At 67.1% G+C, this 25,253-nt stretch carries 25 protein-coding genes; 12 read left to right on the top strand and 13 right to left on the bottom strand.

The features are described 5' to 3' along the window. Positions 1-178: 178 nt before the first annotated feature. The gene (locus tag BLV94_RS27040) at positions 179-1,189 is read left to right on the top strand and encodes an AraC family transcriptional regulator (RefSeq protein ID WP_072943791.1); all 1,011 of its coding nucleotides are present in this window, start codon (positions 179-181) and stop codon (positions 1,187-1,189) included. Here BLV94_RS27040 and BLV94_RS27035 read toward each other — a convergent pair. From BLV94_RS27035 to BLV94_RS27015, 5 genes are all read right to left on the bottom strand, one after another. Beyond that, positions 1,179-1,568, bottom strand: coding sequence for a DUF7144 family membrane protein (locus BLV94_RS27035; RefSeq protein WP_072943790.1), 390 nt, complete (start codon positions 1,566-1,568; stop codon positions 1,179-1,181). The genes BLV94_RS27040 and BLV94_RS27035 overlap by 11 nt on opposite strands. Further along, positions 1,565-2,911, bottom strand: a complete 1,347-nt coding sequence (locus tag BLV94_RS27030; RefSeq protein ID WP_072943788.1) for a dipeptidase — start codon at positions 2,909-2,911, stop codon at positions 1,565-1,567. The genes BLV94_RS27035 and BLV94_RS27030 overlap by 4 nt, the downstream gene beginning before the upstream one ends. Before the next feature lie 3 nt (positions 2,912-2,914). After that, positions 2,915-3,361, bottom strand: coding sequence for a hypothetical protein (locus tag BLV94_RS27025; RefSeq protein WP_072943786.1), 447 nt, complete (start codon positions 3,359-3,361; stop codon positions 2,915-2,917). After that, complete coding sequence (gene gadC / locus BLV94_RS27020) at positions 3,358-4,812, bottom strand: glutamate/gamma-aminobutyrate antiporter GadC (RefSeq protein ID WP_072943784.1); 1,455 nt, start codon at positions 4,810-4,812, stop codon at positions 3,358-3,360. Before gadC ends, BLV94_RS27025 begins: the two co-directional genes overlap by 4 nt. A gap of 71 nt (positions 4,813-4,883) precedes the next feature. Continuing rightward, positions 4,884-6,020: a M24 family metallopeptidase gene (locus tag BLV94_RS27015; protein WP_072943782.1), complete on the bottom strand. Its 1,137-nt coding sequence runs from the start codon at positions 6,018-6,020 to the stop codon at positions 4,884-4,886. Positions 6,021-6,358: 338 nt separating this feature from the next. On the opposite strand from BLV94_RS27015, the gene BLV94_RS27010 reads away from it, so the two are divergent. After that, positions 6,359-7,708 carry an APC family permease gene (locus tag BLV94_RS27010; RefSeq protein WP_083395936.1) on the top strand — a complete coding sequence of 450 codons (1,350 nt, stop codon included), beginning with the start codon at positions 6,359-6,361 and terminating at the stop codon, positions 7,706-7,708. A gap of 18 nt (positions 7,709-7,726) precedes the next feature. Here the strand turns inward: BLV94_RS27010 and BLV94_RS27005 are convergent, their stop codons facing one another. Continuing rightward, positions 7,727-8,551: a class II glutamine amidotransferase gene (locus BLV94_RS27005; protein ID WP_072943781.1), complete on the bottom strand. Its 825-nt coding sequence runs from the start codon at positions 8,549-8,551 to the stop codon at positions 7,727-7,729. Positions 8,552-8,567: 16 nt separating this feature from the next. Beyond that, positions 8,568-9,122, bottom strand: a complete 555-nt coding sequence (locus tag BLV94_RS27000) for a GNAT family N-acetyltransferase (RefSeq protein ID WP_072943779.1) — start codon at positions 9,120-9,122, stop codon at positions 8,568-8,570. Positions 9,123-9,307: 185 nt separating this feature from the next. Between BLV94_RS27000 and BLV94_RS26995 the strand changes: the two genes are divergently transcribed. From BLV94_RS26995 to BLV94_RS26975, 5 genes are all read left to right on the top strand, one after another. After that, entirely contained in the window at positions 9,308-10,666 is a 1,359-nt protein-coding gene (locus BLV94_RS26995) for an MFS transporter (RefSeq protein ID WP_072943777.1), read from the top strand. Between the two features lie 49 nt (positions 10,667-10,715). Then, positions 10,716-12,311 (top strand): aldehyde dehydrogenase (NADP(+)), encoded by a 1,596-nt coding sequence (locus BLV94_RS26990; protein ID WP_072943775.1) that lies wholly within the window; start codon positions 10,716-10,718, stop codon positions 12,309-12,311. Between the two features lie 25 nt (positions 12,312-12,336). Beyond that, positions 12,337-13,272: a 5-dehydro-4-deoxyglucarate dehydratase gene (locus BLV94_RS26985; protein ID WP_072943773.1), complete on the top strand. Its 936-nt coding sequence runs from the start codon at positions 12,337-12,339 to the stop codon at positions 13,270-13,272. Next, complete coding sequence (locus BLV94_RS26980) at positions 13,272-14,543, top strand: glucarate dehydratase family protein (protein ID WP_072943772.1); 1,272 nt, start codon at positions 13,272-13,274, stop codon at positions 14,541-14,543. The genes BLV94_RS26985 and BLV94_RS26980 overlap by 1 nt, the downstream gene beginning before the upstream one ends. Positions 14,544-14,646: 103 nt before the next feature. Then, positions 14,647-15,540 carry a LysR family transcriptional regulator gene (locus tag BLV94_RS26975; RefSeq protein ID WP_072943770.1) on the top strand — a complete coding sequence of 298 codons (894 nt, stop codon included), beginning with the start codon at positions 14,647-14,649 and terminating at the stop codon, positions 15,538-15,540. A gap of 12 nt (positions 15,541-15,552) precedes the next feature. Here the strand turns inward: BLV94_RS26975 and BLV94_RS26970 are convergent, their stop codons facing one another. Both BLV94_RS26970 and gvpJ read right to left on the bottom strand, forming a co-directional pair. Next, positions 15,553-16,035 (bottom strand): carboxymuconolactone decarboxylase family protein, encoded by a 483-nt coding sequence (locus tag BLV94_RS26970; RefSeq protein ID WP_072943768.1) that lies wholly within the window; start codon positions 16,033-16,035, stop codon positions 15,553-15,555. 80 nt (positions 16,036-16,115) lie between these two features. After that, the gene (gene gvpJ, locus BLV94_RS26965) at positions 16,116-16,484 is read right to left on the bottom strand and encodes a gas vesicle protein GvpJ (RefSeq protein ID WP_072943766.1); all 369 of its coding nucleotides are present in this window, start codon (positions 16,482-16,484) and stop codon (positions 16,116-16,118) included. A gap of 260 nt (positions 16,485-16,744) precedes the next feature. Here gvpJ and BLV94_RS26960 point away from each other — a divergent pair, with 260 nt between their 5' ends. Next, the gene (locus tag BLV94_RS26960) at positions 16,745-17,035 is read left to right on the top strand and encodes a hypothetical protein (protein ID WP_072943765.1); all 291 of its coding nucleotides are present in this window, start codon (positions 16,745-16,747) and stop codon (positions 17,033-17,035) included. Here the strand turns inward: BLV94_RS26960 and BLV94_RS26955 are convergent, their stop codons facing one another. After that, complete coding sequence (locus tag BLV94_RS26955) at positions 17,036-17,647, bottom strand: malonic semialdehyde reductase (protein ID WP_072943764.1); 612 nt, start codon at positions 17,645-17,647, stop codon at positions 17,036-17,038. Between the two features lie 91 nt (positions 17,648-17,738). Between BLV94_RS26955 and BLV94_RS26950 the strand changes: the two genes are divergently transcribed. Next, positions 17,739-18,077, top strand: a complete 339-nt coding sequence (locus BLV94_RS26950; RefSeq protein ID WP_072943763.1) for a winged helix-turn-helix transcriptional regulator — start codon at positions 17,739-17,741, stop codon at positions 18,075-18,077. 36 nt (positions 18,078-18,113) lie between these two features. On the opposite strand, the gene BLV94_RS26945 is transcribed toward BLV94_RS26950, so the two are convergent. Then, positions 18,114-19,178 (bottom strand): MBL fold metallo-hydrolase, encoded by a 1,065-nt coding sequence (locus BLV94_RS26945; protein ID WP_072943762.1) that lies wholly within the window; start codon positions 19,176-19,178, stop codon positions 18,114-18,116. Between the two features lie 150 nt (positions 19,179-19,328). Here BLV94_RS26945 and BLV94_RS26940 point away from each other — a divergent pair, with 150 nt between their 5' ends. Together BLV94_RS26940 and BLV94_RS26935 are read left to right on the top strand one after the other, a co-directional pair. Next, positions 19,329-20,453 carry a serine hydrolase domain-containing protein gene (locus BLV94_RS26940; protein ID WP_072943761.1) on the top strand — a complete coding sequence of 375 codons (1,125 nt, stop codon included), beginning with the start codon at positions 19,329-19,331 and terminating at the stop codon, positions 20,451-20,453. Between the two features lie 163 nt (positions 20,454-20,616). Beyond that, positions 20,617-21,573: an alpha/beta fold hydrolase gene (locus BLV94_RS26935; protein ID WP_072943760.1), complete on the top strand. Its 957-nt coding sequence runs from the start codon at positions 20,617-20,619 to the stop codon at positions 21,571-21,573. A 61-nt stretch (positions 21,574-21,634) separates the two neighbouring features. On the opposite strand, the gene BLV94_RS26930 is transcribed toward BLV94_RS26935, so the two are convergent. Both BLV94_RS26930 and BLV94_RS26925 read right to left on the bottom strand, forming a co-directional pair. Then, positions 21,635-21,895 carry an acyl-CoA-binding protein gene (locus tag BLV94_RS26930; RefSeq protein WP_072943759.1) on the bottom strand — a complete coding sequence of 87 codons (261 nt, stop codon included), beginning with the start codon at positions 21,893-21,895 and terminating at the stop codon, positions 21,635-21,637. Positions 21,896-21,966: 71 nt separating this feature from the next. Further along, positions 21,967-23,556: a GntR family transcriptional regulator gene (locus BLV94_RS26925; protein WP_072943757.1), complete on the bottom strand. Its 1,590-nt coding sequence runs from the start codon at positions 23,554-23,556 to the stop codon at positions 21,967-21,969. Positions 23,557-23,839: 283 nt separating this feature from the next. On the opposite strand from BLV94_RS26925, the gene BLV94_RS26920 reads away from it, so the two are divergent. Further along, the gene (locus BLV94_RS26920) at positions 23,840-25,171 is read left to right on the top strand and encodes an MFS transporter (protein WP_072943755.1); all 1,332 of its coding nucleotides are present in this window, start codon (positions 23,840-23,842) and stop codon (positions 25,169-25,171) included. The last annotated feature ends 82 nt before the right edge of the window (positions 25,172-25,253 follow it).

The following is a 25,253-nucleotide window of genomic DNA, read 5'->3' as shown; positions in this document are numbered from 1 at the left end:
GCGGAACTGCTCGCGGGGCGGGCCGGGGTGATCCGGTGCCGTGGGGTAGCTCTCCGCGCCGTCTCTCTGTGATGCACCTAACAGTAGGGGCGCGTCCGGTCGTATGCTTATCCTGACGGGACAGGACGCCTATCATTTCGGGACACGGCCAGGTGTCGGGAGAGGGCAGGGACGGGATATGAAACCTCTCGCGCGTTACGCATCATTGAACGGGTACGTGGAACTGTGCCGGTCGCTCGGACTCGAGCCGGCACCGCTGCTGCGCGCCGCCGGCCTCGACCCGTCCGGGCTCGGTCTGCAGGACCGCTGGATACCCGCCGCAGCGATCGCGCGACTGCTCGAGCAGTCGGCGGACAGATCCGGATACGCGGATTTCGGGGTTCGCCTCGCCGAACGCAGGCAGTTCTCCAACCTCGGACCGCTCAGCCTCGTCGTCCGCGAGGAACCCGACGTCCGCAGCGCCCTGCGTGTCCTCACCCGCTACGACCACACGTACAACGAAGCGTTGCGGACCCGGATGTCGGAGCGCGGCGGGCTGGTGACTCTGCGAATCGAACTCGATGTGGGGGAGGCCACCGACATCCGGCAGTCGGTGGAACTGGCGGTGGGGGTGCTGCACCGGCTCCTGCGGGGCTTCCTCGGCGGCGGCTGGAAACCGCTCGCCGTCTGCTTCCCGCACCCGGCCCCGGCCGACGCCGCGACGCACCGCCGGTTGTTCGGGCCTGCGATGAAGTTCGACCACGAGTTCGCAGGCATCGTCCTCGAGGCCGGCGACCTGAACGCGCCGAACAAGATGTCCGATCCGCTGCTCCGCCCCTATACCCAGCAACTGCTCGAATCGTGGGAGCCGTCGGACGACGTGACGATCGTGAGCCGGGTCCGCGAGTTGATCGAACTGCTGCTTCCCACCGGCCGCTGTTCCGTCGAGCAGGTGGCCCGCAGCCTGGGGGTCGACCGGAGAACCGTGCACCGCCGTCTCGCCGAGAGTGGAGAGTCGTTCTCCACCGTCCTCGACGGCACCCGCACCGAACTCGCCGAACGGATGGTCGCGAATCCGCGGCTGAACCTCACCGAGATCGCGGACATGCTGGCGTTCTCGGCGCCGAGCAACTTCTCACGGTGGTTCCGCGGCCGGTTCGGGGTCAGCCCGAGCAGATGGCGAGCCGAGCACGCGGACGTCAGACCCTAGTGGGATGCCAGGCCGCCACAGCCCAGATCACGACCGCGTCGAGCGCGATGAGGGTGATCGCCCACATCGGGTAGTACGGCAGCCACAGGAAGTTGACGACGATCGACAGACCGCAGATCACGAAGGCGGCGCCGCGGGCCCACGTCACCCCGGCGAGCAGAGCGACACCCGCCGCGGCGACCAGCGCCCCGAGCACGATGTGGGTCCACCCCCACGAGGTGACGTCGAATTCGTACGTGTATCCGGCCTCGACGACGAGCACCTCGTCCTTGGACACGGCGGAGAGGCCCTGCAGGATCTCGAGCACCCCGACGGTGACGAGGAGGACCGCCGCGCCCAGTTGCGGTGAGGTGCGGGCCGGACCCGCTGCGGACGTCATGAGCGGATACTCGCGTAGTTCTGCAGGAACCGGGCTTCGACCAGCGACATCGCCGCGATCTCCGAGGGGTCGACACTTTCGTTGGGGGCATGGATCAGTGCCCGGGGTTCCTCGACGCCCATCAAGATGATCTCGGCGTCCGGGTACGTGTCGGCGAGGACGTTGCACAGCGGAATGGAGCCGCCCTGTCCCAGCATGACCATGGGCCGGCCGTAGGCCTCCTCCATGGCCGAACCGAGGGCCCGGTAGGCAGGTCCGTCGGTGCGGGTCCGGTACGGCGCCCCCGAGGCCTCGACCTCGACGTCGACGGCCACCCCCCAGGGCGCCGCGGAGTGCAGATGGTCGATCAGCGCTCGCTGTGCCTGCGCGGGTTCGAGCCCGGGCGGTATCCGCAGGTTCAGGCGGGCGCGTGCCCGCGGTGCGATCGCGGCCGCCGATCCGACCACCGGCGGGCAGTCGATGCCGAGGACGGTCAGCGCCGGACGCGCCCAGAGCATGTCGGAGACGGTGCCGTCGCCGAGAAACGATTCGGTGTCGAGCATTCCGGCGTCGGTGCGGAACTGTTCCGGCGGGTAGAGTTCTCCGGTCCAGGTCTGGGTGTTGTCCACACCGTTGACGGTGGTGTTGCCCTTGGCGTCTCGCAGCGTTGCCAGCATCGCGATCAACGCGGCGAGGGCGTCGGGGGCGGCGCCACCGAACATGCCGGAGTGCAGATCTGAGGTGAGTGCTTCGACGGTGACGACGACGTTGACCAGTCCCCGCAGGCTGACGGTGGCGGCCGGCAGGCCCACATCGGCGTTACCGGTGTCGCACACGAGAATCGCGTCGGCGCGCAGGAGATCGGCATTTTCGCGGACGAAGCCTTCAAGACCGCCGGTGCCCTGCTCCTCCGACCCCTCGACGACGAGTTTCAGGTGCACGGGGAGTTCGGCTCCGAGGGCTCGCAGCGCCGTCAGGTGGACGAGGATGTTGCCTTTGCAGTCGGCGGTGCCGCGTCCGTACCAGCGTCCGTTCCGCTCGGTGAGCTGGAATGGTGGTGTTTCCCAGGCGGTGTCGTCGAGCGGGGGTTGGACGTCGTAGTGGGCGTAGAGCAGCACGGTGGGGGCGTGCGGGTTCGGGGAAGGGCGTGACCCGACCACGGCGTGGCTGCCGTCGGACGTTTCTTCCAGACGGGCGTCGGTGAAGCCGTGCTGCGCGAATTTCGCTCGCACCCATTCGGCCGCACGGTGGCATTCTTCGGGAGGGTACCGGCGGGGGTCGGCCACCGATTGCATGGCGACGAGTTCGGTCAGTTCTTCTCGCGCCTGCGGCATCAGGTCGCTGATGCGTTCTCTCAGGTTCATCGCTCACTCACCCGCCACGTCGCTGGTCTCGAGGTCGCCGACGAACTGTTGGAATTCGGGAAGTTTGTCGGGGCAGTAGATCTGGATGACCAACAGTTCCCCCTTCACCACCCGTTCGTCCACGACGACGGGCCGGGTTCCAGGCCCGCCTGCTCCGTTGGCCATCTGGGACAGCAGCGTGGCCCGGGCCAGGGGAGCGTTCGGGTTGGCGCAGATCGCCCCGCCGTCGTCCCCTAGCACCCCGACGATCTGGTCGTGCGACGGTGTCCGGGCACCGGCCTGGTCGAGGGCCGCGATGAGCTGATCCGCCTTGTCGTCGGCTTCTCGGTTCGACGAGACATAGGGGAAGAGGAGCAGGGCGATGATCGTGAGGATCACGATGATGAAGGTGACGAGACCGTAGATGATCATGCGGTCGCGTCGGCTCGAGGCTTCCTTCGCGGTGGTCATGACTCGCTCTCCTCGGGTTGCTTCCACGAGGGCTTCCGGGCCCTGTAGAACAGATAGGGCACGAGCAGGCCGAGGCCGAGTGCTCCCGCGGCGACGATCAGGACGTACACGCCGGCATTGCCGGAACTGAACTGCGACGGCGGGATGAAGCCGATGAGGAGAGCGGCGAGTGAGGCGGCGAACCCGACCCCGCACAATCCGACCAGCATCGGTGCCCGGTATCCACGCGGGTGGTCGGGGGCCTTGCGGCGCAGCTGAACCGCGGCGACGAACATCAGCAGGTACATGATCAGGTACACCTGCGTGGTGATCACCGAGAAGATCCAGTACGCGCTCGACACGTCGGGGATGAACGCGTAGAGCAGGGCGATCACGGTGGTGACCAGGCCCTGCGTGACCAGAATGTTCTGCTGCACGCCGTGCTTGTTGACCCGCTGCAGGAACGGCGGCAGGTAGCCTTCCTGCCGGGAGATGAGCACCAAGCCCTTGGACGGGCCGGCGAGCCAGGTCAACATGCCACCGAGCGACGCCGCCACCAGCATGATTCCGATCACCGGTGTGAGCCATTGCCAGCCGAACTCCGCGAAGACCGCGTCGAATGCCTGCATCACCCCGGCGGTCAGGGACAGCTGTTCGGCCGGTACCACCCAGCTGATCGCCAGCGCGGGCAGGATGAAGATCGCCAGGACCAGGCCCATGGACAGGAACATCGCGCGAGGGAATTCCTTGCCCGGGTTCCGCAGGGACGACACGTGCACCGCATTCATCTCCATGCCGGAGTAGGAGAGGAAGTTGTTGACGATCAACACGAGGCTGGCCAGGCCGGCCCACGCAGGCAGCAGGTGGTCGGCGGTCATCGGTGCGGCGGAGGCATTGCCCTGGCCCAGGAAGACCGTTCCCAGAATCACCAGCAGTGCACCGGGCACCAGGGTGCCGATGATCAGGCCGGCGCTGGAAAGACCTGCCACACCCTTCGTTCCGCGGGAGGAGATGTAGACCCCGGACCAGTAGGTCACCATGATGACTATCGCGGTCCACACTCCGTTGCTCGCGAGGGCCGGGTTGATGACGTAGGCGAGCGTGCTTGCGACGTACCCGAGCAGACTCGGATAGTAGAAGATCGTCATGGCGAACTGGCACCACACCGCCAGGAATCCCATCGGCTTGGAGATCCCGCGGGAGACCCAGTTGTAGACGCCGCCTTCCCATCCCGATGCCAGCTCGGCCGACACCAGCGATGTCGGTAGCAGGAACACCAGCGCGGGGATGAGGTACAGGAACACGCACGCCAGGCCGTACACGGCCATCGTCGGCGACGGACGCAGGCTCGCCACCGAACTGGTGGTCATCAACGCCAGGGCGAGCCAGGAAATCCACGACCCCGCCGGACCGCGGGTGCGGGCCTCGGCCTGGGCGGGCGGCTGGTCGGCGGGTATGTCCGGTGCACTCATGACATCCACCTGTCCCGGAACCGGCGATCGGCGTTCCCGGCCTCGCTGCTGCGTGTCATCCCACTGCCCTCCTAGTCGACAACCCGCAGGTCGTGGCTGGTGTTGTTCAGGCGGCGTCCGCCGTCTTCGGTGACGGTGACGATGTCTTCGATGCGGATCCCGAACCTGCCCGCGAGGTAGATGCCCGGTTCGATCGAAAAGCACATGCCGGGGACGAGGAGCTGTTCCTCGCCCTCGACGATGTACGGCGGCTCGTGGGTGGTGACCCCGATCCCGTGTCCGGTGCGGTGAATGAACTGCTCGCCGTAGCCGGCGTCGGTGATCACCGACCGCGCCACCCGATCGATCTGCTGGCAGCTGATCCCGGGTCGGACGGCCTCGACGGCCGCTTGCTGCGCCCGCCGGACGATGTCGTGCACCTGCTGCACTTCGGGTGCCGGCTCGCCCACCGCGACCGTGCGGGAGGTGTCCGAGCCGTAGCCGAACATCAGGCCGCCGAAGTCCAGGACGACGGTGTCACCGCGTTCGATCTTCCGGTCACCGGCCTCGTGATGAGGATTCGCGCCGTTGGGTCCGGAGCCGACGACGGTGAAATCGACCTGCTCGTGCCCGAATCGGCGCAACAATCCGGCAAGTTCTGCCGCGACCTCGTTCTCTCGCCGACCGGCGAAACGTGTCTGCACGATCTGCTCGTACACTGCATCGGCTGCGGCGCCGGCCGCGGACAGCCGAGCCAGCTCGGCGGGGTCCTTGACGGCACGCAACATCGGCATTCCGTCGGTCAGTGCCACATACGACGAGCGCGGTAGCTGTCGCTGCAGGCCCAGCAGGTGCATCGCCCAGGCGGAGTCGGAGACGCCGTATCTACCCGTGGGGTCGAGCAGTGCGCCGGCCACCTGGTACGGATCGGTGCCGTCGGACCACTCGACGAGCGACACCGCAGCCGTCCCGTCCGCACCTTCGGCGTCGGGTCGTTCGAGCGCGGGCACCACCATGGTCGGCTGCCGATCCGGGCACAGCACCAGAATCGTGAGTCGTTCGGTGATCGCGGTCGGCCGATACGCCGTCAGCCACACCAGGTCCGGTCCCGGCGTGACGAGCAGACCGTCCAAGCCCGCGGCGACGGCGTCGTGAACGACTCGTGCCATTCGGGCGGCGTAGTCTTCGCCGGTGAACGGCGTGGGCGTCGGATGCGCGATCGATGTCATCGAGCCCTCCGGTGAGTGTGGAGATCTTCGACTGCCACCCGAAATTCGAGACAAAGAAACCGAATTCGCATTGCGAACTCGCCGCGTCCATGACCGCATGACGACGGTTGCTCAGGGCACTCCGCTCGATCGGCACCGCATCGCCACGGTCCACCTCCCACGGGCGCGTGAAGGCCCGCCAAATCGAATTGTGCGCCTGCCCGGACCGAAACCGCAGCAGAATTCCGGTAAAATTCAATTGCCATCTTGGTAACGGGGACGAGGCCGGCACAGTTCTCCAGTTGGACATCGGACTGATGCGACCGATCTCGGCCCTTCGCAGACGTGGCGGTTGCACCATGAATGACATGGACGACATGGCCCGTGAACCCCTCGACGGACGTGACTCCGGCGAGGGTGCCCCCGCGGGCGCTCAGGCCATGACCGTGCGCGGCGCCGCGTTCCTCGGCGTCGGCTCGATGGTCGGTGCCGGCATCTTCGCCCTCCTCGGGGAGGCCGGGGCCGTGGCCGGCTCCGCGGTGTGGCTGTCGTTCCTCCTTGCCGGCGTGGTGGCCACCTTGCAGGGCTATGCCGTCGCGAAGTTGGGGGCGCGCTACCCGTCCTCGGGCGGCATCGTGACATTCCTGCTCCAGGGGTACGGCCGCGGGCACATCACCGCAATCACGTCGTGGCTGCTCTACTTCGCGGCGCTCATCGTCACCGCCATGGTGGCCGTCTCGTTCGGGAGTTACGGCGCCGCACTGTTCTTCGACGATTCGGGTGCGTGGAGTCGCATACTCACCTCCGGCGTGGTCGTGCTCGTGGCGGCGATCAACATCGCGGGCACCAAGTTCATCGACCGGGTCCAGACCGCGATCGTGGTGATCCTGCTCGCGGTGTTCGCCGTCTTCGTCGTCGTCACACTCGCTCAACTCGACCCGAGCCTGCTGGCACCGTCCACGTACCCGCCGACACTGGACATCGTCGGCAGCGTGGCGCTGACCTTCTTCGCCTATCTGGGCTTCACCGTCATCAGTTTCACCGGCGGCGACCTTCCCGACCCGCGTCGCAACCTGCCTCGTGCGATGTACCTGGCCCTGGGCATCACGATCCTCCTGTACGTGCTGATCGCTCTCGGAGTCTTCGGAACCCTGACCGTGCAGGAGGTCATCGACAACGGCGATACGGCCCTCGCCGTTGCGGCCCAACCCGCTCTCGGCGACGCCGGGTTCGCGATCATGGCTCTCGCGGCGCTGCTGGCCACCTCCTCCTCGGTCAACGCCAACGTCTATGCGGCGGCCGGCTCCACCGCCAAACTCGCCGAATCCGGGACCTTTCCACCGGTGTTCGGTAGTCGAGCCTGGGTCGGGGGCACACGCGGGTTGACCATCTCGGTCACGCTGATCCTGCTCCTGGCGAATCTGGTGGATCTCACCGCCATCGCCTCCCTCGGCAGCGCCGTGGCTCTCGCGATCTTTCTCGTGATGTCGATCGCGGCCTACCGGCTCCGCCACGAAACGGATTCCCGCGCAGGCATCCTCGTCGCCGGAATCGTACTGACCGTCGTCGTTCTCGTCGTCTTCGCCGTGCAGACGCTGCTGACCGCCCCGCAGACGTTCGTGGCGATGATCGGGATCGTGGTGCTGGCGGTTGTGCTCGAGTTGTTCTGGAGCGCGGTGCGCGCTCGCCGGGCGTCCCGCACGCGGTGAGGGGAGTGGGGCGCGGTCTCAGCGGACGGGTGGGACGGGCATAAACGGCCGGATCTCGTCGTCGCCGGGGCGGATGACCCCGGCATGGGACTCGGGCACCTCCTGCCACGCGCCCTCGAGGTCGCGCAGCGGTTCGGACACCACGAACCGGGTTTCGTCGCCCAGTTCGCGCAGTACCTCCACCTCGGGGTGCAGGGCACGGACCTTGTCCATCGCGGTGGAGAAGAACAGCGAGCGCGTCTGCTGTTCGGTCGAGTACCGGAACACCCAGACGGAGACGCCGTCGGTGGTGGCGATCGTCGCCTGCACCGGGTTCTCGACCCCGTGCCGGGCGCCGACGTCCTCGACGAACCCGACGGCGCGGGCGACGGCGGTGAACGGGTCGTCGGTGAGTCCGAACGTCAGCGCGAGGAAGAACAGTGTCTCGGAGTCGGTGGATCCTTCGATCTGCGGGTAGAGACTCGGGTCGACGGCCAGGGCCAGTTCGCGCTTCATCTCGGTGAATCCGCGCAGCGCGCCGTTGTGCATCCACAGCCAGTTGCCGTGCCGGAAGGGGTGACAGTTGCTGCGCTGCACGGGAGTTCCCGTCGACGCGCGCACGTGCGCGAAGAGCATCGGCGTCCGGATCTGGCGGGAGATCTCCCGCAGGTTGCGTTCGTTCCAGGCGGGTTCGATGCATTTGAACAGGGCCGGGGTGGGGCCGTCCCCGTACCAGCCGATGCCGAACCCGTCACCGTTCGTGGTGGTCGCACCCATGCGGGAGTGCAAGCTCTGGTCGATCAGGGAATGGACCGGCCGGAAGAGGAGGTCCTCGACGAGGATCGGATCGCCGGAGTATGCCATCCACCTGCACATCTTCTCATTCAAGCAGGTCGAGTCTGCTGACGTAGTGGCTTCCGTCATCGATCGGGTTGTCGGGTGGGAGATAGCCCTCGCCGACGCGTCGGAAGCCGGCCTTCTCCAGCGCCCGCCACGACGCCCGGTTGGGGACGACGACGGGGACGACGATCGCGGTGGCGTCGGGTAGGTCGGCGCGGCACTTGGCGACGAACGCCCGGATCATCGCCGTTCCCAGCCCTCGGCCGATACGCCCGGGGTCGCCGACGAAGTAGTCGATGGAGATGCTGCCCGGTGGGATGTCGACGAGGGCCGTGAGGAGCGCGAGGTCCTCGGGATAGTCGGCGATCCGGTACCGCTGGATGAAGCCGAACGGCACGCCGCCCCGCAGCACGAGGAAATCCTCGCAGGGTTCGGTGCCGTCGATGCTGCCGCCGAAGTCGCGCTCGATGTCGGCGTCCGCGGTGTCGTGGTTCCAGAACCGCGCGACGTGCGGTTCGCGGAGCCATCGTTGCAGTTGAGGGAAGAATTCGCGGGTAGTGTGGACGAACTCGAAGGTGACTGCGCCGGCGCTCACGGTAGGGAAACTAGCACCACCCGAGTCGATACAACTTCGGTATCGATAACGAGAATCTTTGACTTGGACATGTATCGAACATCCCTCTAGCGTGATTCCTATGACTCAGGTCACGCTTCCGGATCGGGGCGTGATCAGAGTCCCCCAACTTCGTCACCCCCCGAATCCAGAGAGAGGAGTCACCGATGACCCTCCCCCTCGCCGTCTCGCCGGCAGTCGACAGCGCGGTCTCCAAGATCTTCCGCCGTGTCGTGCCGCTGTTCATCGTGATGTTGATCTGTAACCAGCTCAATCGCTCGAATATCGGCTACGCCCAGACCCACCTCGAAGCAGATGTGGGCATCGGCGCCGCGGCGTACGGATTCGGCGCGGGTGTCTTCTTCATCGCCTACGCGATCTTCGAACTGCCGTCGAACGTGCTGATGGAGAAGTTCGGCGCCAAGGTGTGGCTGACCCGCATCATGATCTCGTGGGGCCTGGTGTCCGCGGCCATGGCGTTCGTCAACGGCCCCGAGATGTTCTACGCCCTGCGGTTCCTGCTCGGTGTCGCCGAGGCCGGCTTCTTCCCGGCCATCATCTTCTACTTCACCCGCTGGCTGCCGAACAACCACCGCAGCCGCGCCACCGCCCTGTTCATCGCCGGTTCGTCGATCGCGGCCGCCATCTCGGGACCGATGTCCGGACCGCTGTTGTCCCTCGACGGACTCGGCGGGCACCACGGCTGGCAGTGGATGTTCGCCCTCGAGGGCCTGCTGTCGGTGGTCGTCGGGTGCATTGCCTACCGCCTGCTCGACTCGAAGATCGACGACGCGAAGTGGCTCACCGGCCCGGAGAAGCACGACCTGCAGGCCGTCATCGCCGAGGAGGACGTGCTGCGCAGCGAGGCGTCCGCGAAGCGCGGCGAGTCGGGCTCGCGCTGGAAGCTGCTCCTGCAGCCGCGGATCCTGGTGTGCTGCGGCATCTTCTTCGCGATCACCATGGCGATCTACGCCAACACGTTCTGGCTGCCGTCGATCATCCGCCGCATCCCGGGCACCACCGACGTCACCGTCGGGCTGCTGTCCTCGCTCCCGTGGATCTGCGCGATCTTCGCGATGTACTTCTCCAACCGCTCCGCCGACCGCACCGGACGGCACAAGCCGTACCTCGTCGCCGCGCTGCTTATCGGCGGTATCGGCACGATGGCCGCCGCGTTCGTCACGCCCTGGCTGGCCCTGCCGCTGCTGTGCGTCGCGACGATGGGGTTCAAGAGCGCGAGCCCGCTGTTCTGGTCGATTCCGCAGCGTACGCTCCACCCGATGGTGCTGGCACCGGCGATCGCGATCATCAACTCGCTCGGCAACCTGGGTGGCTTCGTGGCCCCGTTCGGCTTCGGTGTCATCAAGGAGCAGACCGGCACGGTGACGATGGGCCTGATCGTGCTGTCGCTCTTCGCCCTGGCCGCCGCCGCGGCGGTGACTTACTTCCGGCGCGACAAGGAAGACATCGACGAAGTCGCGAACGTCGCAGAGGTGGCGTCCGACGACACCCTGGCCACCAAATGACCCGTCACCGGACCATACGAAACGCAGACGAGAATTCGAGGATCGCATCATGACAGCAACGGTGAACCGGACCGACGTGACCGGACAGATGATCATCGCGGGCAACCCCGTCCAGGGTTCCGGCACGACCATCCACGGCATCGACCCCGCCACCGGCCACCAGCTCGAGCCCGGCTTCGCGCACGGTGACGACCGGGACGTCGACGCCGCCTGCGCCGCCGCCGCCGAGGCGTTCGCGCCGTACCGCGCCACGACGTCCGAGGAGCGCGCCCGGTTCCTCGAGACGATCGCCGACAACATCGAGGCGCTCGGCGACACGCTGATCGCCCGGGTGTGCGCCGAATCCGGACTCCCCCAGGGCCGCGTCACCGGCGAGGTGGGCCGCACCTCCGGACAGCTGCGGCTGTTCGCCGGCGTCCTGCGCGACGGCGGCTGGAACGGTGCCCGCATCGATCCTGCGCTGCCCGACCGCACCCCGTTGCCGCGTGCCGACATCCGCCAGCGGAAGGTCCCGCTCGGACCGGTCGCGGTGTTCGGCGCCAGCAACTTCCCCCTCGCGTTCTCCGTCGCCGGCGGCGACACCGCGTCGGCGCTGGCGGCGGGCTGCCCCGTCGTCGTGAAGGCCCACGACGCGCACCCCGGCACGTCCGAACTCGTCGGACGCGCCATCGCCGACGCCGTCGCGAGCACCGGCATGCCTGCGGGGACGTTCTCCCTGCTGTTCGGCTCGGGCCGCGGGCTCGGCACCGCGCTGGTCACGGATCCGCGCATCAAGGCCGTCGGCTTCACCGGATCCCGTTCCGGCGGAACCGCTCTGGTCGCGGCCGCCGCGGGACGCCCGGAACCGATCCCGGTGTACGCGGAGATGAGTTCGATCAACCCGGTGTTCCTCCTCGAGAACGCGCTCACCACCCGCGGCGCCGAACTCGGTCGCGCCTTCGTCGGGTCGCTGACCCTCGGTTCCGGGCAGTTCTGCACCAACCCCGGTCTCGTCATCGCGGTCGACGGTCCCGGCCTCACCTCGTTCGTCGAGTCCGCGCGCGCCGCGGTCGCCGAGAGCACGCCCACCCCGATGCTCACCCCGAACATCGCCGGCTGCTACGCCGACGGCGTCACCGCGCTCAGCGGAGCTGCGACCGTGGAGGCCCGCGGCACCGAATCCGACGCACCCAACACGGGCCGGGCAGCGCTGTTCAGCGCCGCAGCCGACACGTTCCTGGGCTCGGAGGTGTTGCAGCAGGAGGTGTTCGGCTCGTCCAGCCTGATCGTCCGCTGCCGCGACGCCGAGCAGGTGCGCGCCGTGGCGGCGAAGCTGGAAGGCCAGCTGACCGCGACCGTCCACGTCGACGACGCCGATCTCGACGAGGCAGGCCGCCTGCTGCCCGTCCTCGAGCTCAAGGCCGGGCGGATCCTGTTCAACGGCTGGCCCACCGGGGTCGAGGTCGGTCACGCGATGGTGCACGGTGGTCCGCACCCCGCGACGTCCGACTCGCGCACCACGTCCGTGGGTTCGCTGGCGATCGAACGCTTCCTGCGACCCGTTGCCTACCAGGATGTTCCGAGCTCGCTGCTTCCCGCCGCCATCGCCGACGGCAACCCCGACCAGTTGTGGCGTCGCATCGACGGCCGACTCACCCAAGCCTGATTTTTCTCTCGTGAAGGAGTTCCCCATGCTCGACGGCGTCCTGTTCTTCCCCGTCACCCCGTTCACAGCATCCGGCGACGTCGACTACGACCGGCTCGCCGAGCACGTCGCCAAGGGTGTCGACGCCGGCCCCGGAGGCGTCTTCATCGCTTGCGGCACAGGCGAATTCCATGCCCTCGGGCTGGAGGAGTTCGGCAGGATCGTCGCCAAGGCGACGGAGGTCGTCGCCGGACGGGTCCCCGTCTTCGCCGGCGCAGGCGGTTCCGTGCAGCAGGCCAAGGAGTTCGCCGCCAGCGCGAAGACCAACGGCGCCGACGGTATCCTGCTGCTCCCGCCGTACCTGGTGACGATGCCGCAGGCCGGACTGGTGGAGTACACCCGCGCGGTCGCCGAGACCACCGACCTGCCGCTCGTCGTCTACAACCGCGGCAACGCCCGCTTCGACGAGGCGGCAGCCGTGGAGGTCGCGCAGTTCCCGACCGTCGTCGGGTTCAAGGACGGCACCGGTGACCTCGACAAGGTGGGCCGCATCGTCCGTGCGGTGAAGGACGCGCTCGCCCCGTCCGGCAAGCAGTTCCTGTTCTTCAACGGCATGCCCACCGCCGAGGTCACCCAGCAGGCGTACCGCGCGATCGGTGTCACGCTGTACTCGTCCGCCACGTTCGCCTTCGCGCCGGAACTCGCACTCGGCTTCTACGACGCACTCGAATCCGGCAACCAGGAACTCACCGACGCACTGCTCCGCGACTTCTTCCACCCCCTGGTGCGCCTGCGCGACCAGGTGCCCGGATATGCGGTGTCGCTGATCAAGTCGGGTGTCGCGATGGAAGGTATCGACGCCGGGCCCGTGCGGCCGCCGCTCGTCCCCACGAGCGACGTGCACCTGCGTGAGCTCATTCGGATCACCGCGGCCGGCCGCGCCGTTCTCGCCGACGCTCTCGCCGTGCAGGCGGCGGTCTGATGACTGCCGCACCGATCCGGATCACCGGCGCGCGGATCACGCCCGTCGCGTTCGTCGACCCGCCGCTCCTCAACACCGTCGGCGTGCACCAGCCCTACGCGCTGCGCGCGATCATCCAGCTCGACACGGACGGCGGTCTCGTCGGACTCGGTGAAACGTACGCCGACACGGCCCACCTGCTCCGGCTCGAGGCGGCCGCCGAGGCGATCGTCGGGCTGGACGTGTTCGCGCTCAATGCGATCCGCGCGGCGATCGACGCGAAGATCGCCACGCTGACCGTCACGGGCGGCGACGGCGTCGCGGGCATGATCACCACGGCCAGCACCACCGACCGCGTGTTCTCCCCGTTCGAGGTGGCGTGCCTCGACGTGCAGGGCAAGGCGCTCGGCCGTCCGGTGTCCGATCTTCTCGGCGGCAAGGTGCGCGACGCAGTTCCGTTCAGCGCGTACCTGTTCTACAAGTGGGCCGGGCACCCCGGTGCCGAGCCCGACGAATGGGGCGAGGCGATCGACCCCGACGGTCTGGTCCGTCAGGCGCAGAAGATGATCGGCGAGTACGGCTTCGAGGCCATCAAGGTCAAGGGCGGCGTGTTCTCCCCGGACGAGGAGATCGCCGGCATCAAGGCGCTGCGGGCCGCGTTCCCCGACCTGCCGCTGCGCCTCGACCCCAACGCCGCGTGGACCGTCGACACGTCGATCAGGGTGGCGTCGGAACTCGACGGCATCGTCGAATACCTCGAGGACCCCACACCCGGTCTCGACGGCATGGCCGAGGTGGCGCGTGAGGCGAAGATGCCGCTGGCCACGAACATGTGCGTCGTCGCGTTCGATCAGCTCAAGCCTGCGGTGCTGAAGGATTCGGTGCAGGTCGTGCTGTCGGATCACCACTACTGGGGTGGCCTGCAGCGGTCGCGGCTGCTCGCCGGGATCTGCGACAACTTCGGCCTGGGCCTGTCGATGCACTCGAATTCGCATCTCGGCATCAGCCTGGCCGCGATGGTGCACCTCGCCGGCGCCACCCCGAACCTCACGTACGCGTGTGACACGCACTGGCCGTGGAAGACCGAGGACGTCGTCAAGCCGGGTGTGCTGAAGTTCGTCGACGGCGCGGTCGCGGTGCCGACGACGCCGGGGCTCGGCGTCGAGATCGACAAGGACGCGCTCGCCGCCCTGCACCAGCAGTACCTCGACTGCGGGGTGCGCGACCGCGACGACACCGGGTACATGAAGTCGGTGGACCCGACGTTCGAGAACACCTGCCCTCGCTGGTAGCTGTCTCACGGAAGACGCCGACCGCGAACTCGGTCGGCGTCTTCCGGGTGGGCTAGATTGAGCTTCGGGCTCGGGCCCACCTCGAGGCAAAGGAGTGGATCGAATGTTCTCCCTCGCACGGCTGTCGTGTTTCATCGCCGTCGCGGAGGAGCTGCATTTCGGTCGCGCCGCGGAGCGCCTGCACATGACGCAGCCGCCGCTGAGCCGTCAGATCCAGCAGCTCGAAAGCGAACTCGGGGTGCAGTTGATCGACCGCACCAGCCGATCCGTCACCCTCACCGCGGCCGGGGCGGCGTTCCTGCCCGACGCCCGGCGCATTCTGAGTCTGTCGGAGAGTGCCGCCCTGACGGTGCGGCGGGTGCCTGCCGGTGATCTCGGCACCGTCGTCGTCGGGTTCACCGGCGCGTCCGCGCACGCGGTGCTGCCGAGGTTGCTCGAGGCCGCACGCGACCGGCTGCCGGACGTGAAAATCGTTCTGCGGGAGATGGTCACGTCGGTGCAGATCGAATCGCTGATCAGCGGTGAACTGGATCTCGGACTGATCCGCCCCATCCTCACCCGCCCCGGCATCGACACCCGCCCCATCCACCACGAACGTCTCGTCGCCGCGCTACCTGCGGGTCACCCCCTCGCCGACGCCGGCCAGTTGGCGGTGGAGGATTTCGACGACCAGCCCGTCGTCATGTATTCGCCGGTCGATGCGCGGTATTTCCACGAACTGCTCATCAGCACGTTCACGATCGTCGGGGCCTCCCCGCGCTACGTCCAGTACGTCACGCAGGTGCACACCATGCTGGTGCTCGTCCGGTCCGGGCTGGGCCTGGCCCTCGTCCCGGAATCCGCGCAGACGATGCACCCGGAAGGGGTCGTGTTCCGGCCCGTCTCCGCGATCCGCGACCGGCCCGTCCAGATGAACGCCGCCTGGCGCTCGGACAGCCGGAACCCCGCGTTGCGCAGGCTCATGGAGGACGTCCTGCCGCAGCGGGAATGGGAATGAGGGCCGGCACGCTCAGAGCGTGAGCTTGCACGTCTGACCGATGTCGAGCACCCGCAGCACCCGGCCCGTCCCCAGCCACAACGCACACGACAACGCCAGGTCGGTCAGGATCTCGTCGGTGAAATGCTCGTGACACCGCGCCCAGAAGTCCTCGTCCTCGCGCAGCGCCGTGTGATCGGTGGCGAACCGGTGCGCGAACTCCGCCGCCGTCCGCTCCTCCGCGCTGTACCCGGGCCACGACTCCCACTCGAGGACGTGATCGTAGAAGTGCTCGTCGATGCCCGCGTCGGCGCCACTGCTGTCGCGGGTGCCGAGGCACACGGCGCACTCGTTGGCCTCCGCGACCGCCATCCGCGCGATCTCCCGCACGCGTAACGGTAACCGGTTCCGGTTGTAAACCGCGTCCGTGAAGGCGCCGAGCGCACCACCCAGTTCGGGTGAGATCGACAGCCAACCCGCCACGTCATCGTCACTGTAGCTACCTACTCGACTCATCCCCGAATGCTACAGCGAGAGCCGTCGCGGGCGATAGATCTGACACGTGTTCTACGTAGCAGTGGCCTCGGCGGCGGTGGTCATGTCCGCCTCCGACGGGGTGCGGGTTCGCGTTCGTTGTCCGATCCGCCGAGCAGCTCACTGAGCGTTTCGCCCACGCCCTCGAGTACGCCCTTGGTCTTGGATTTCGTGCTGCCGCTGCCCTTGACGTCGGAGACGAGATCGGTCAGGCCTTTCGGTTCGCTGCCGATCGCGAGTCGGTTCGCCGCCTCGGCAAAACGCAGGTAGGTGTCGACGCTCGCGACCACGACGCGGGCGTCGATGGTGAGTAGTTCGATGCCGACCAGCGAGACCCGGACGTAGGCGTCGATGACCAGGCCCTTGTCCAAGATGGTGTCGATGACATCGGCCAGGCTGCTCGAGCTCGGGCCTCCACCGGCTGTGGTCATTGCCGTGCACCTCGCTTTTGCTCGTGCCGCCCGTTACCGCATGCCCTGCGACATGGCGGAAACTGTGAATATCGTGCGGCTACCGGACTACCCGGAACCGAGGGAACCTAATCGGTCAAAGACGGGAATTGACTAGGTAATTCGTTCGTCGTGCCCGCCGGGAAACGGTCCGGACGGTCGGCTCTTTCGGTGCTCGGGTCGCCCCGGGGCCCGCAGGTGCTTATGCTCCTGACCAGGTTCGCCGAACGAAGAGGTGCACGATGGGCGACGCAAGCGATGACAGGTCGGGGCCCGGCCCCGAGTTGACCGTCGGCACACGGGTGCTGGTCCGCAGGAAGGCCGAGGCCGACGCGACCGGTGAGGTCGTCGAGGACTACGCGGCACTCACCGAGCCGGGTGGTGCCGGGCACGACTGGGCGCCGGCGCATCGGTGGGCGATCGCACTCGACGACGGGCGCCTCGTCTTCGCCGACACGGACGAGGTGACCGTCGATCCGAGCCCTCGATCCGGTCGGCGGGGGACGCACCGTCGTGAGAGTTCCGACGGGTAGTCAGATCCAGGACACGGTGTCGGCCGGGTCCAGGCGGGGGAGCCGATCGAACCACGGGTTCGCGCCGGGGTGCCCGACGTTGACGACGAGAATGGAACGGAAGCGGCCGTCGGGGAAGAACTCGGCGTCGATTCCGGCGGCGTCGAAGCCTGCCATCGGGCCTGCGGCCAGGCCGAGGGATCGGACGGCGAGGATGAAGTAGCCGGCCTGGAGTGCACTGTTGAATTCGCCCGTTCGCTCGCGCATCTTCTCGTCGCCTTCGAAGACGTCGCGCAGCTCCGGCCGGAACGGCAGCAACGCCGGGATGTGGTCGTGGAACTGCGTGTCGACGGCCAGGATGGCGACCGCGGGCGCCGACTCGGTCTTTGCCTTGTTGCCCTCGCTCATGTGTGGCAGCAGTCGCGCGCGACCCTCGTCGGTCCGGGCGAAAACGATCCGCAGGGGCTGGGTGTTCGCCGCGGTCGGTGCCCACTTCGCGAGGTCCCAGATCTGGGCGAGCTGCTCGTCGGTCACCGGGGTGGACGCGAAACTGTTGGCCGTGCGTGCCTCGCTGAACAGCAGGGCGCGACCCGCCTCGTCCAGTTCCGGTCGCGTCTGTACGTCTGAGCTCATGGTTGCTTCCCTCTCGATGACTAGCAACAAAAATGTTACTAGTAAAAAACTAGTTGACAGTTGGATGCTAGCACCTTGCTATGGTCGAGGTATGAGCTCAGGCGTCGAACAGCACGATCCGCGCGCGTGCGACGGCGCGCTCGCGAGAGCGTTCACGTTCCTGGGCAAGCGCTGGAACGGCGTCATTCTGGCGACGCTGATGTCGGGCCCGGCGACGTTCTCCGGGCTGCGACGATCGGTCGGGAGCATCAGCGATTCGGTGCTCTCCGACCGTCTCGTCGAACTGGCCGGGGCCGGTTTGGTGACGCGGGAAGTCTGCGAGGGACCGCCCGTGTCGGTCACCTATCAGCTGACCGAGGCCGGCCAGTCACTGATGCCGGTCCTCGACGAACTGGCGGAGTGGGCGAAGACGCATCTCACGGTGCAGTGACCGGCGAGTCCCGACCTGAACTGCCGCAACCGGGGATCAGGGTGCGCGCGTGGAGTCGTCGAGCGCGGGTCGGGTCCACGTCTGTTGCGAACCTGCACCTTTCGCTACGAGGCCGAGCTCGCGCAACTTGGCGATCGTCATCATCGTGTTGAACATGGGGTTCGGATTCGCACCCGATACGCCCAGCTCCTGGGATCGCGCGATGAAGGCGTGAACGAACGCCGGTAGATCGTCGATGCGATCGGTGAGCAATGCCTGTGCGGCGCCGTCGAGCGCCGAAGCCTGATCGAGTAGCGACGCCAGGCGCTCGGCTGCGGCCGGGCGATCGAACACCTCGAACGCGTGGCCCTCCGTGACGACGTCGACGGCGCCGGTCTCGACCAGCGTCAGCGCCAGGGCGGCCGCGGCGAAGATGTTCATCTGGTTGGCGTCGTGCATCGCGCCGCACGGCCCGTTCGGTTCGTCGGACAGGTGCAGCAATCGTGCCCCGGGAAGGTGGACGACGACCTGGCCGGCGCAGTGGCCGTGGGTGCGGACGACCTGGACGGCACCGTCTCCGAACGACCAACCCGACACGTGTTGAGAGCCGATGACGAGGTGCTCGAGCGGGAGTTCCTCATAGGTCCGGGTGACGTCGGTGACGGGAACGTAGGGCCGGTACATGGCAAGGAGCCGGCGCGCTGCGTCAGCCGGATCCTCGAACCCCGGCACCAGTCCGGACACGCGCTCGAGACTCGTGATCCAGTAGGGAAGACCGTCATCGCGGTACTGGCTCGCGTCGTGTGCGCTGACGAAGTGCTGCACGTTCGAGCGGTCGAGTCCGTCGCCGAGGTCGTTGACGAGGTCGTTGTTCCCGACATGGTCGGGGTGGCCGTGGGTGGTGAGCAGCAGGATCTTCGACCACGGGGCGAGGTCGTCGGCGGCGGATCGGATCGCGTCGCGGAAAGCGGTGGTCACCCCGCTGTCGACGAGCACCAGGAGATCTCCGGCCCGGTGGACGATCACGTTGCCCACGTCCGGCTGGTGCGCGGCCATGTCGAGCGCTTGACCCACGATCATGCGCGTCCGAGCGTCGATCTCGATCTGTTCGCCGAGTGCCACTCGTTCGTTCTAACACGCCACCCGACTCGTCGGTGACGGTTCACCCGAAGTAATCCGCCTCCCCGGCTGGGTACGGCCGCCCATACTGGAAACAGTGTTCCACGCAAGCTTCGAGCAGGTCGAGATTCGAGACAGCGATGGGAGAGCGGGGTGGCACGAACATCCTCGGTGCGGCGACTGGTCGCCGTTCTGGCGGTCCTCACGACGGGACTGGCGGGATGCGGTGAATCGGACGATGCACCGGTCCTGCCCGATGCACAGCTCACCGAAACCATCCCGACGGCGATGGAGAACGCCTCGGTTCCGGGGGCGATCGTCGGTGTCTGGCAGGACGGCGCTGCACCCTACGTGCAGGCGTTCGGGGTACGCGACACCGCGACCGGCGACCCCATGTCGCCGGACCTGTTCATGCGCGTCGGCAGCCTCACCAAAACTTTCACCACCACCGCCGTGCTGCAACTGGTCGATGAGGGAAAGGTCGGCCTCGACGATCCGATCGACAGGTATGTGCCCGACGTCCCCAACGGCGAGGCGATCACCCTCCGCCAGTTGGCGGCCATGCGCAGTGGGCTGTTCGACTACTCCGAGGTGGTGATTCCGGCGCTCCCGAGTCAGCCGCAGCGCCAATGGACACCCCAGGAACTGCTCGCGATCAGTTTCAGCCGTCCACCCCTCTTCGCGCCGGGAACCGCGTTCGACTACTCCAACACCAACACCCTCCTCTTGGGTCTCGTGGTCGAGAAGGCATCCGGCCTGCCGCTGAATACCTACATCGCCGAGCGGATCACGGAACCCGAGAATCTCGACGACACCTCGGTCCCCACCACTGCGGCCCTTCCGTCACCGCACGCCCGGGGATACGCGAAAACACCCGACGGCGCGACGGTGGACGCGACCGACTGGAGCCCGTCGTGGGGATTCGGCGCGGGAAACATGATTTCCACGCTCGACGATCTGCGCGTGTGGGTGCGCGACTTGGCAGAAGGAACGATGCTCTCGCCCGCCACCCAGCACGAACGGGAGCAGTTTCAGCCGGCGCCGTCGGAAGGCACGGGTTCGCTGTACGGACTCGGGGTCGAGAACCAGAACGGCTGGATCGGCCACAACGGAAACATCGCGGGCTTCCAGACCTATGCCTACTACCTTCCCCCCGAGGGCAAGACGGTGGTGGTGTTGGTCAATTCGAACGCCGACCCGCTGGGCGTGTGGAACTTCTTCACCGAGATCGTGAAGATCGTCAGCCTCGACCACCCGTGGCCTGCGCCGCCGTCGTAGCGATCCGACGAAACCGCGGGTCGGCGGAGCGGCGCGGCCGGATCCACCCTGGGTGGCGGGACGGTCACCCGCGGGTGATTACGGACAGCACTCGGGGTGCTTATTTCCCGAACCTGCGCGATGGACAGTAGAACCTGTCATCGCGAGGAGGAGGGAGGCCGGCATGTCGATCGAGAGCACCACCCAAACCCCGGTCCAGCGCAGGACCACTGTCTCGGCTGACGACGGTGTTTCGCTTGCGGTTCGCGAGTACGGCCCCACCGACGCCCCCATGACGATCGTCTTTCTGCACGGCCATTGCCTGAGTGCCGAATCGTGGATCCTGGTGCGGGACGAACTGATGCGGCAGTACACCGACGCCAGGATCGTCAGCTACGACCACCGCGGTCACGGCGATTCCGACGTGGCGCCCGCTGCGACTTACACCCTCGAGCAGTTGGGCCGCGACCTCCACGCGGTACTGGACGCCATCGCCCCCACCGATCCGGTCGTTCTGGTCGGACACTCCATGGGTGGGATGACCGCACTGACCTACGCGCGCCGGTATCCGCACGAGATCGGCACCCGCATCGTCGGGATCGGCTTGATCGCAACCGCCGCGAGTGGTCTGGCCGACGCCGGATTCGGCCGACTGCTGCGCGCCCCGGTCCTGTCCTGGGTCCAGGAGGCCGTGCGCCGAGCACCGACATCCATGGAGCAGGTGAAGCGCCTCGGGTGCAAGGTATTCGCACCGGTCATCCGCGGGGCCGAATTCGGTGACCGGAAGGTCAGCACACACGTCCTCGAGCTCGCCATCGCGATGCACGACGAGACCCCGATCGTGACGATGACCAGCTTCCTGGACTCGTTCACGACCTACGACGAGTCCGAGACGTTGCCGGCGCTCTCGGCGATTCCCACGCTCGTGCTGTGCGGTTCCGCGGACCTGATGACGCCGCCCACCCATTCGGTGGCAATCGCCGCGCAGGTCGAGGACGCCGATTTCGTCTGCGTCGACGGCGCCGGCCACTCGGTGATCCTCGAACAACCGACCGCGGTTGCCGATGCGATTGCTCGCCTCGTGACCCGGATACGCGGTTCGGAGACCGCAGAATCCGCGAACCTGGTGCTGACTGCCTGATCGGTGCACAGTTCGCGCACGATCAGCATGTCCAGGACTGGTGCTTCGGGGCCCGCTGAACTCAGCCCTGCGTGAGCCGGGCTACCAGGTCGACGTAGCCCTGCTTGGCGTCGGCGCTGCTCGTACCGGTCAACTTGGCCCAGGCGTCGTACTTGGCGCGTTTGACCATGTCCAACCGACCGGGCCGCTTGCCCTCGACATCACCCTTCGACCCCTGCTTGAACAGCGCGTACAGCTGCAGCAGCTGATCGTTGTCCGGTCGCGAGGTGAGCTTGTTGACGTTCTCCTGTGCATCGGCAAACGCCTGATCCAACTCCGACATGGCACCCCTGGCTCTCGGACGGACGATTCGACACAATCGTAGCGGCCGGAGCAGATGACGGCTGGTTGATGTCAGTCGAGATGGCCGAGTTGTCCGACCATGTAGGTCACCGCGTTGTCGATCTTGCGGCGCCAGAGCCGCGTGACCTCTTCGGGATCCTGGGCCTCGAGAGCGAGGAGTATCGCGGTGTTGTCGGCGACGATCTCATCGACCGAGTACGCGTATTCGAGACCGAGAATCGAGACGAACATCCGCAACTGCAGCGAGAGACGGACGAACATCTTCTCGATTCTCGGCATGTCGGCTGCGGCAGCGAGGGTGTCCTGCCACCGGATGTCGGCGTCGCCCGTGCCGGGAACGTCGCGCATTTCGGCCTGCTGGACGAGGTCGTCCAGCGCGTCTTTCGCCGCGGCCAGACGGGATGATCCGTTCGTGGCGATGCGGCGCAGCAGCAGGGCTCCGAGGGGGCCTCGGGCGGTGTAGGTGTCGTAGACGTCGCGCCGAGTGGGGAGGGGCACGTACGCGCCGCGGTGCGGTTCGAGTTCGATCAGTCCGTCCTCGGCGAGGATTTTCAGGGCGTCCCTGATCGGCCCGCGGGAGACACCGAGCCGAGTGGCGAGAGGCTGTTCTGCGATGCGCTGCCCCGGCCGGAACGCGCCGGTGGCGAGGGACTCGCGTAGTGCTTCGACCACTGCCGATGCCAATATGGGTGAGGGGGAGCGTGACCGGTGGTCTTCGGTCGCGGGCCGGCGAGAAGCGCGGGTGGGTGAGGCGCGGACCCAGGAAAATGGTGTGCTCGGTTGCTCCGCCCACCGGCGCACCCTGTGTTCGAGATCGAGCAGTCCCGGCGATTGGCGAGGGTCGAGGACTGCGGTGATCGAGTTCAGTTGCGCGAGCCACGAGTCGGGATCGACTTCGTACACACTGAATCGGGGATGCCCAACAAGCCAACGGTCCACCCGAGGCGGTATCGGACGATCGACGAGCGCGGTAACCGGCCAATTACGCGGCACCGCGGCGTCGACCTCGCCCAACGTGGTCAGCAGCGTCGGGGAGATGTCGTTCCCGGTGGCCGGGGTTTCGCGAGGGAAGGCGAACTGGGCCGAAAGCAGGACACGGACGGGTTCGGTGAGCTGACTGGTCTGTCTGCTGTGCGGTCGCGCTGCGGGCGTTGCCGGCTGGTGGAAGACGAGGACCCGCACGCCGGGATCGATGACGACAGCCGCGAGCACCATCGAGTTCGGCGAGTCCAGGACCGAATGTGAGATGAGGTCGGGCCGATCTGCGAACCACCGACGCCGAACCCGGCTCACCGCTGCCTGGTTGGTGCCGAGTGCCTCGGCGATCGTGCGTGTGGTCCACCCCCGGTCCGGCGGTCGCTGCAGCGGAATACGCAGGATCGCACGGTGCAAGTCGTCCCCTGAGGCGGTCGGACGACCCGGCCTCGGCAGATCCTCGAGCCCCTGCAGACCGTGGGTGCCGAATCGGGTCCGCCATTTCAGTGCCGTGTTGCGTGAGACCCCAAGGGCGCGAGCAACAGTGGAAATCGACTCCTCGGAACTCGCCAGAACGATGCGGGCGCGGAGGGCCAGCGACTGGGGGGTGCTCGGTGCCGACACCAGCCGCTCGAGTGCACGTCGTTCCGCCTCGGACAGTGGCACGTCTGCCTCCCCTTCCTCGCGATCGACTCACAAATAGTAGAGCAGGCACCGGCTCGGGTGAGCTGGCATGTTGTGCCTTCAGTCTGCTCAGGTACTTATGAATCAAATCCCAACAAGGTGACCGTTTCGACTCGAGTCGATGGTCAACAAACAGGCGGCGCATGCATACTCACCGAGGCGCAGGCACAGGGCGCGCGCGGGTTCCCTGTGCGTGACGACGCGCCCGTCGTCATGCGAGCCCGGATACGGCCCCTGTGGCCGCAATCAGCTCAGGAGAAACTCGATGGACCAGCCACCTCACGCCCGGACAGAAGCGTTCCTCGTCGACGATGCCCCGCTGTTGCGCTTCCACAAACGACTCGCACTCCACGCCGGCGGGGGACCCTTCCTCGACGGATACGTGCTGAGCATCATCGGCATCGCCATGGTGCAGATCACGCCGCAGTGGGGTCTGAATTCGGCGCAGCAAGGCCTCATTGCCGCGTCGGCAACGATCGGTATCTTCCTCGGATCGTTCCTCGGCGGACGGCTCACCGACCGCTTCGGCCGCTGGCGTCTCTATACATTCGACTTGATCGCCGTCGTCGTCTTTTCGGTCGCGCAGTTCTGGGTGGACGGCTTCTGGTGGTTGTTCCTGCTCCGGGTTCTGATCGGAGTGGCAATCGGGGCGGACTATCCCGTGGCCGCCTCACTTCTGACCGAGTTCACCCCGAAGAAATATCGTGGCCCCTTCATCGGTTCGCTCACCGTGATGTGGTTCCTCGGTGCCGCGTCCGCCTATGTCGTCGGTGACCTCGTCAGCGGAGTTGGTGATCAGGGTTGGCGGTGGGTGCTGGCCAGCGCCGCGGTACCGGCTGCCCTGACCGTGCTCGCCCGCACCGGCACACCGGAGTCACCGCGCTGGCTCGCCGGCAAGGGGCGCGTCGCCGAAGCCAGTGCGATCATCACGAAAATCTTCGGCCCACACGCCACACTCGAGATCGAGTCCGGCAGCTCCGCCGGGGCAATCGGCCCGCTCTGGAAGTCGGGCTACCTCGGACGAATCGTCTTCGTCACGACCTTCTGGACCGCGTCGGTCGTGCCGCTGTTCGCGGTGTACGCCTTCGGGCCGAGGATCCTCGCCGGTCTCGGCCTCGACGGGCGAGTGGCGAACATGGGTTCGGCCGTCGTCACGATCCTGCTCCTGGTCAGCTGCGTCATCGCGCTGACCGCCATCAACAAACTGGGTCGCCGCACCCTGCTGATCCACAGCTTCGCGTGGTCCGGACTGACCCTGCTCCTGTTGGGATTGTTCCCGGGCAGTCCGGTACCTGTCATCCTGTGCCTGTTCGCGACGTACGCGATCTTCACCGGAGGCGCCCAGGTCCTTCAGCTCGTGTACCCCAACGAACTGTTCCCGACCGAAATCAGAGGCAGTGCGGTGGGATTGGCCTCGTCACTCAGCCGAGTCGGTGGCGCCGTCGGTACCTATATGGTCCCGATCGCCCTGGACCGCTGGGGCATCGGCCCGACCATGCTCGGCGCTGCCGCGATCGCCCTGATCGGCCTCGCTGTCAGTGCCGCCTGGGCGCCCGAGACGCGTGGTAAGTCCCTCGCCGACTCCGCGCGAATTTGACGTCGGAGGCGGGCTCGACGACGCTCTCGCGTTTCGGTTCGTCTATCTGGCGTTGGTCACCGAACGTCGCGCGAGGGACAAA

Source organism: Rhodococcus koreensis, from assembly GCF_900105905.1.
Lineage (GTDB): Bacteria > Actinomycetota > Actinomycetes > Mycobacteriales > Mycobacteriaceae > Rhodococcus_F > Rhodococcus_F koreensis.
This window is presented reverse-complemented; position numbering and strand designations above follow the sequence as displayed.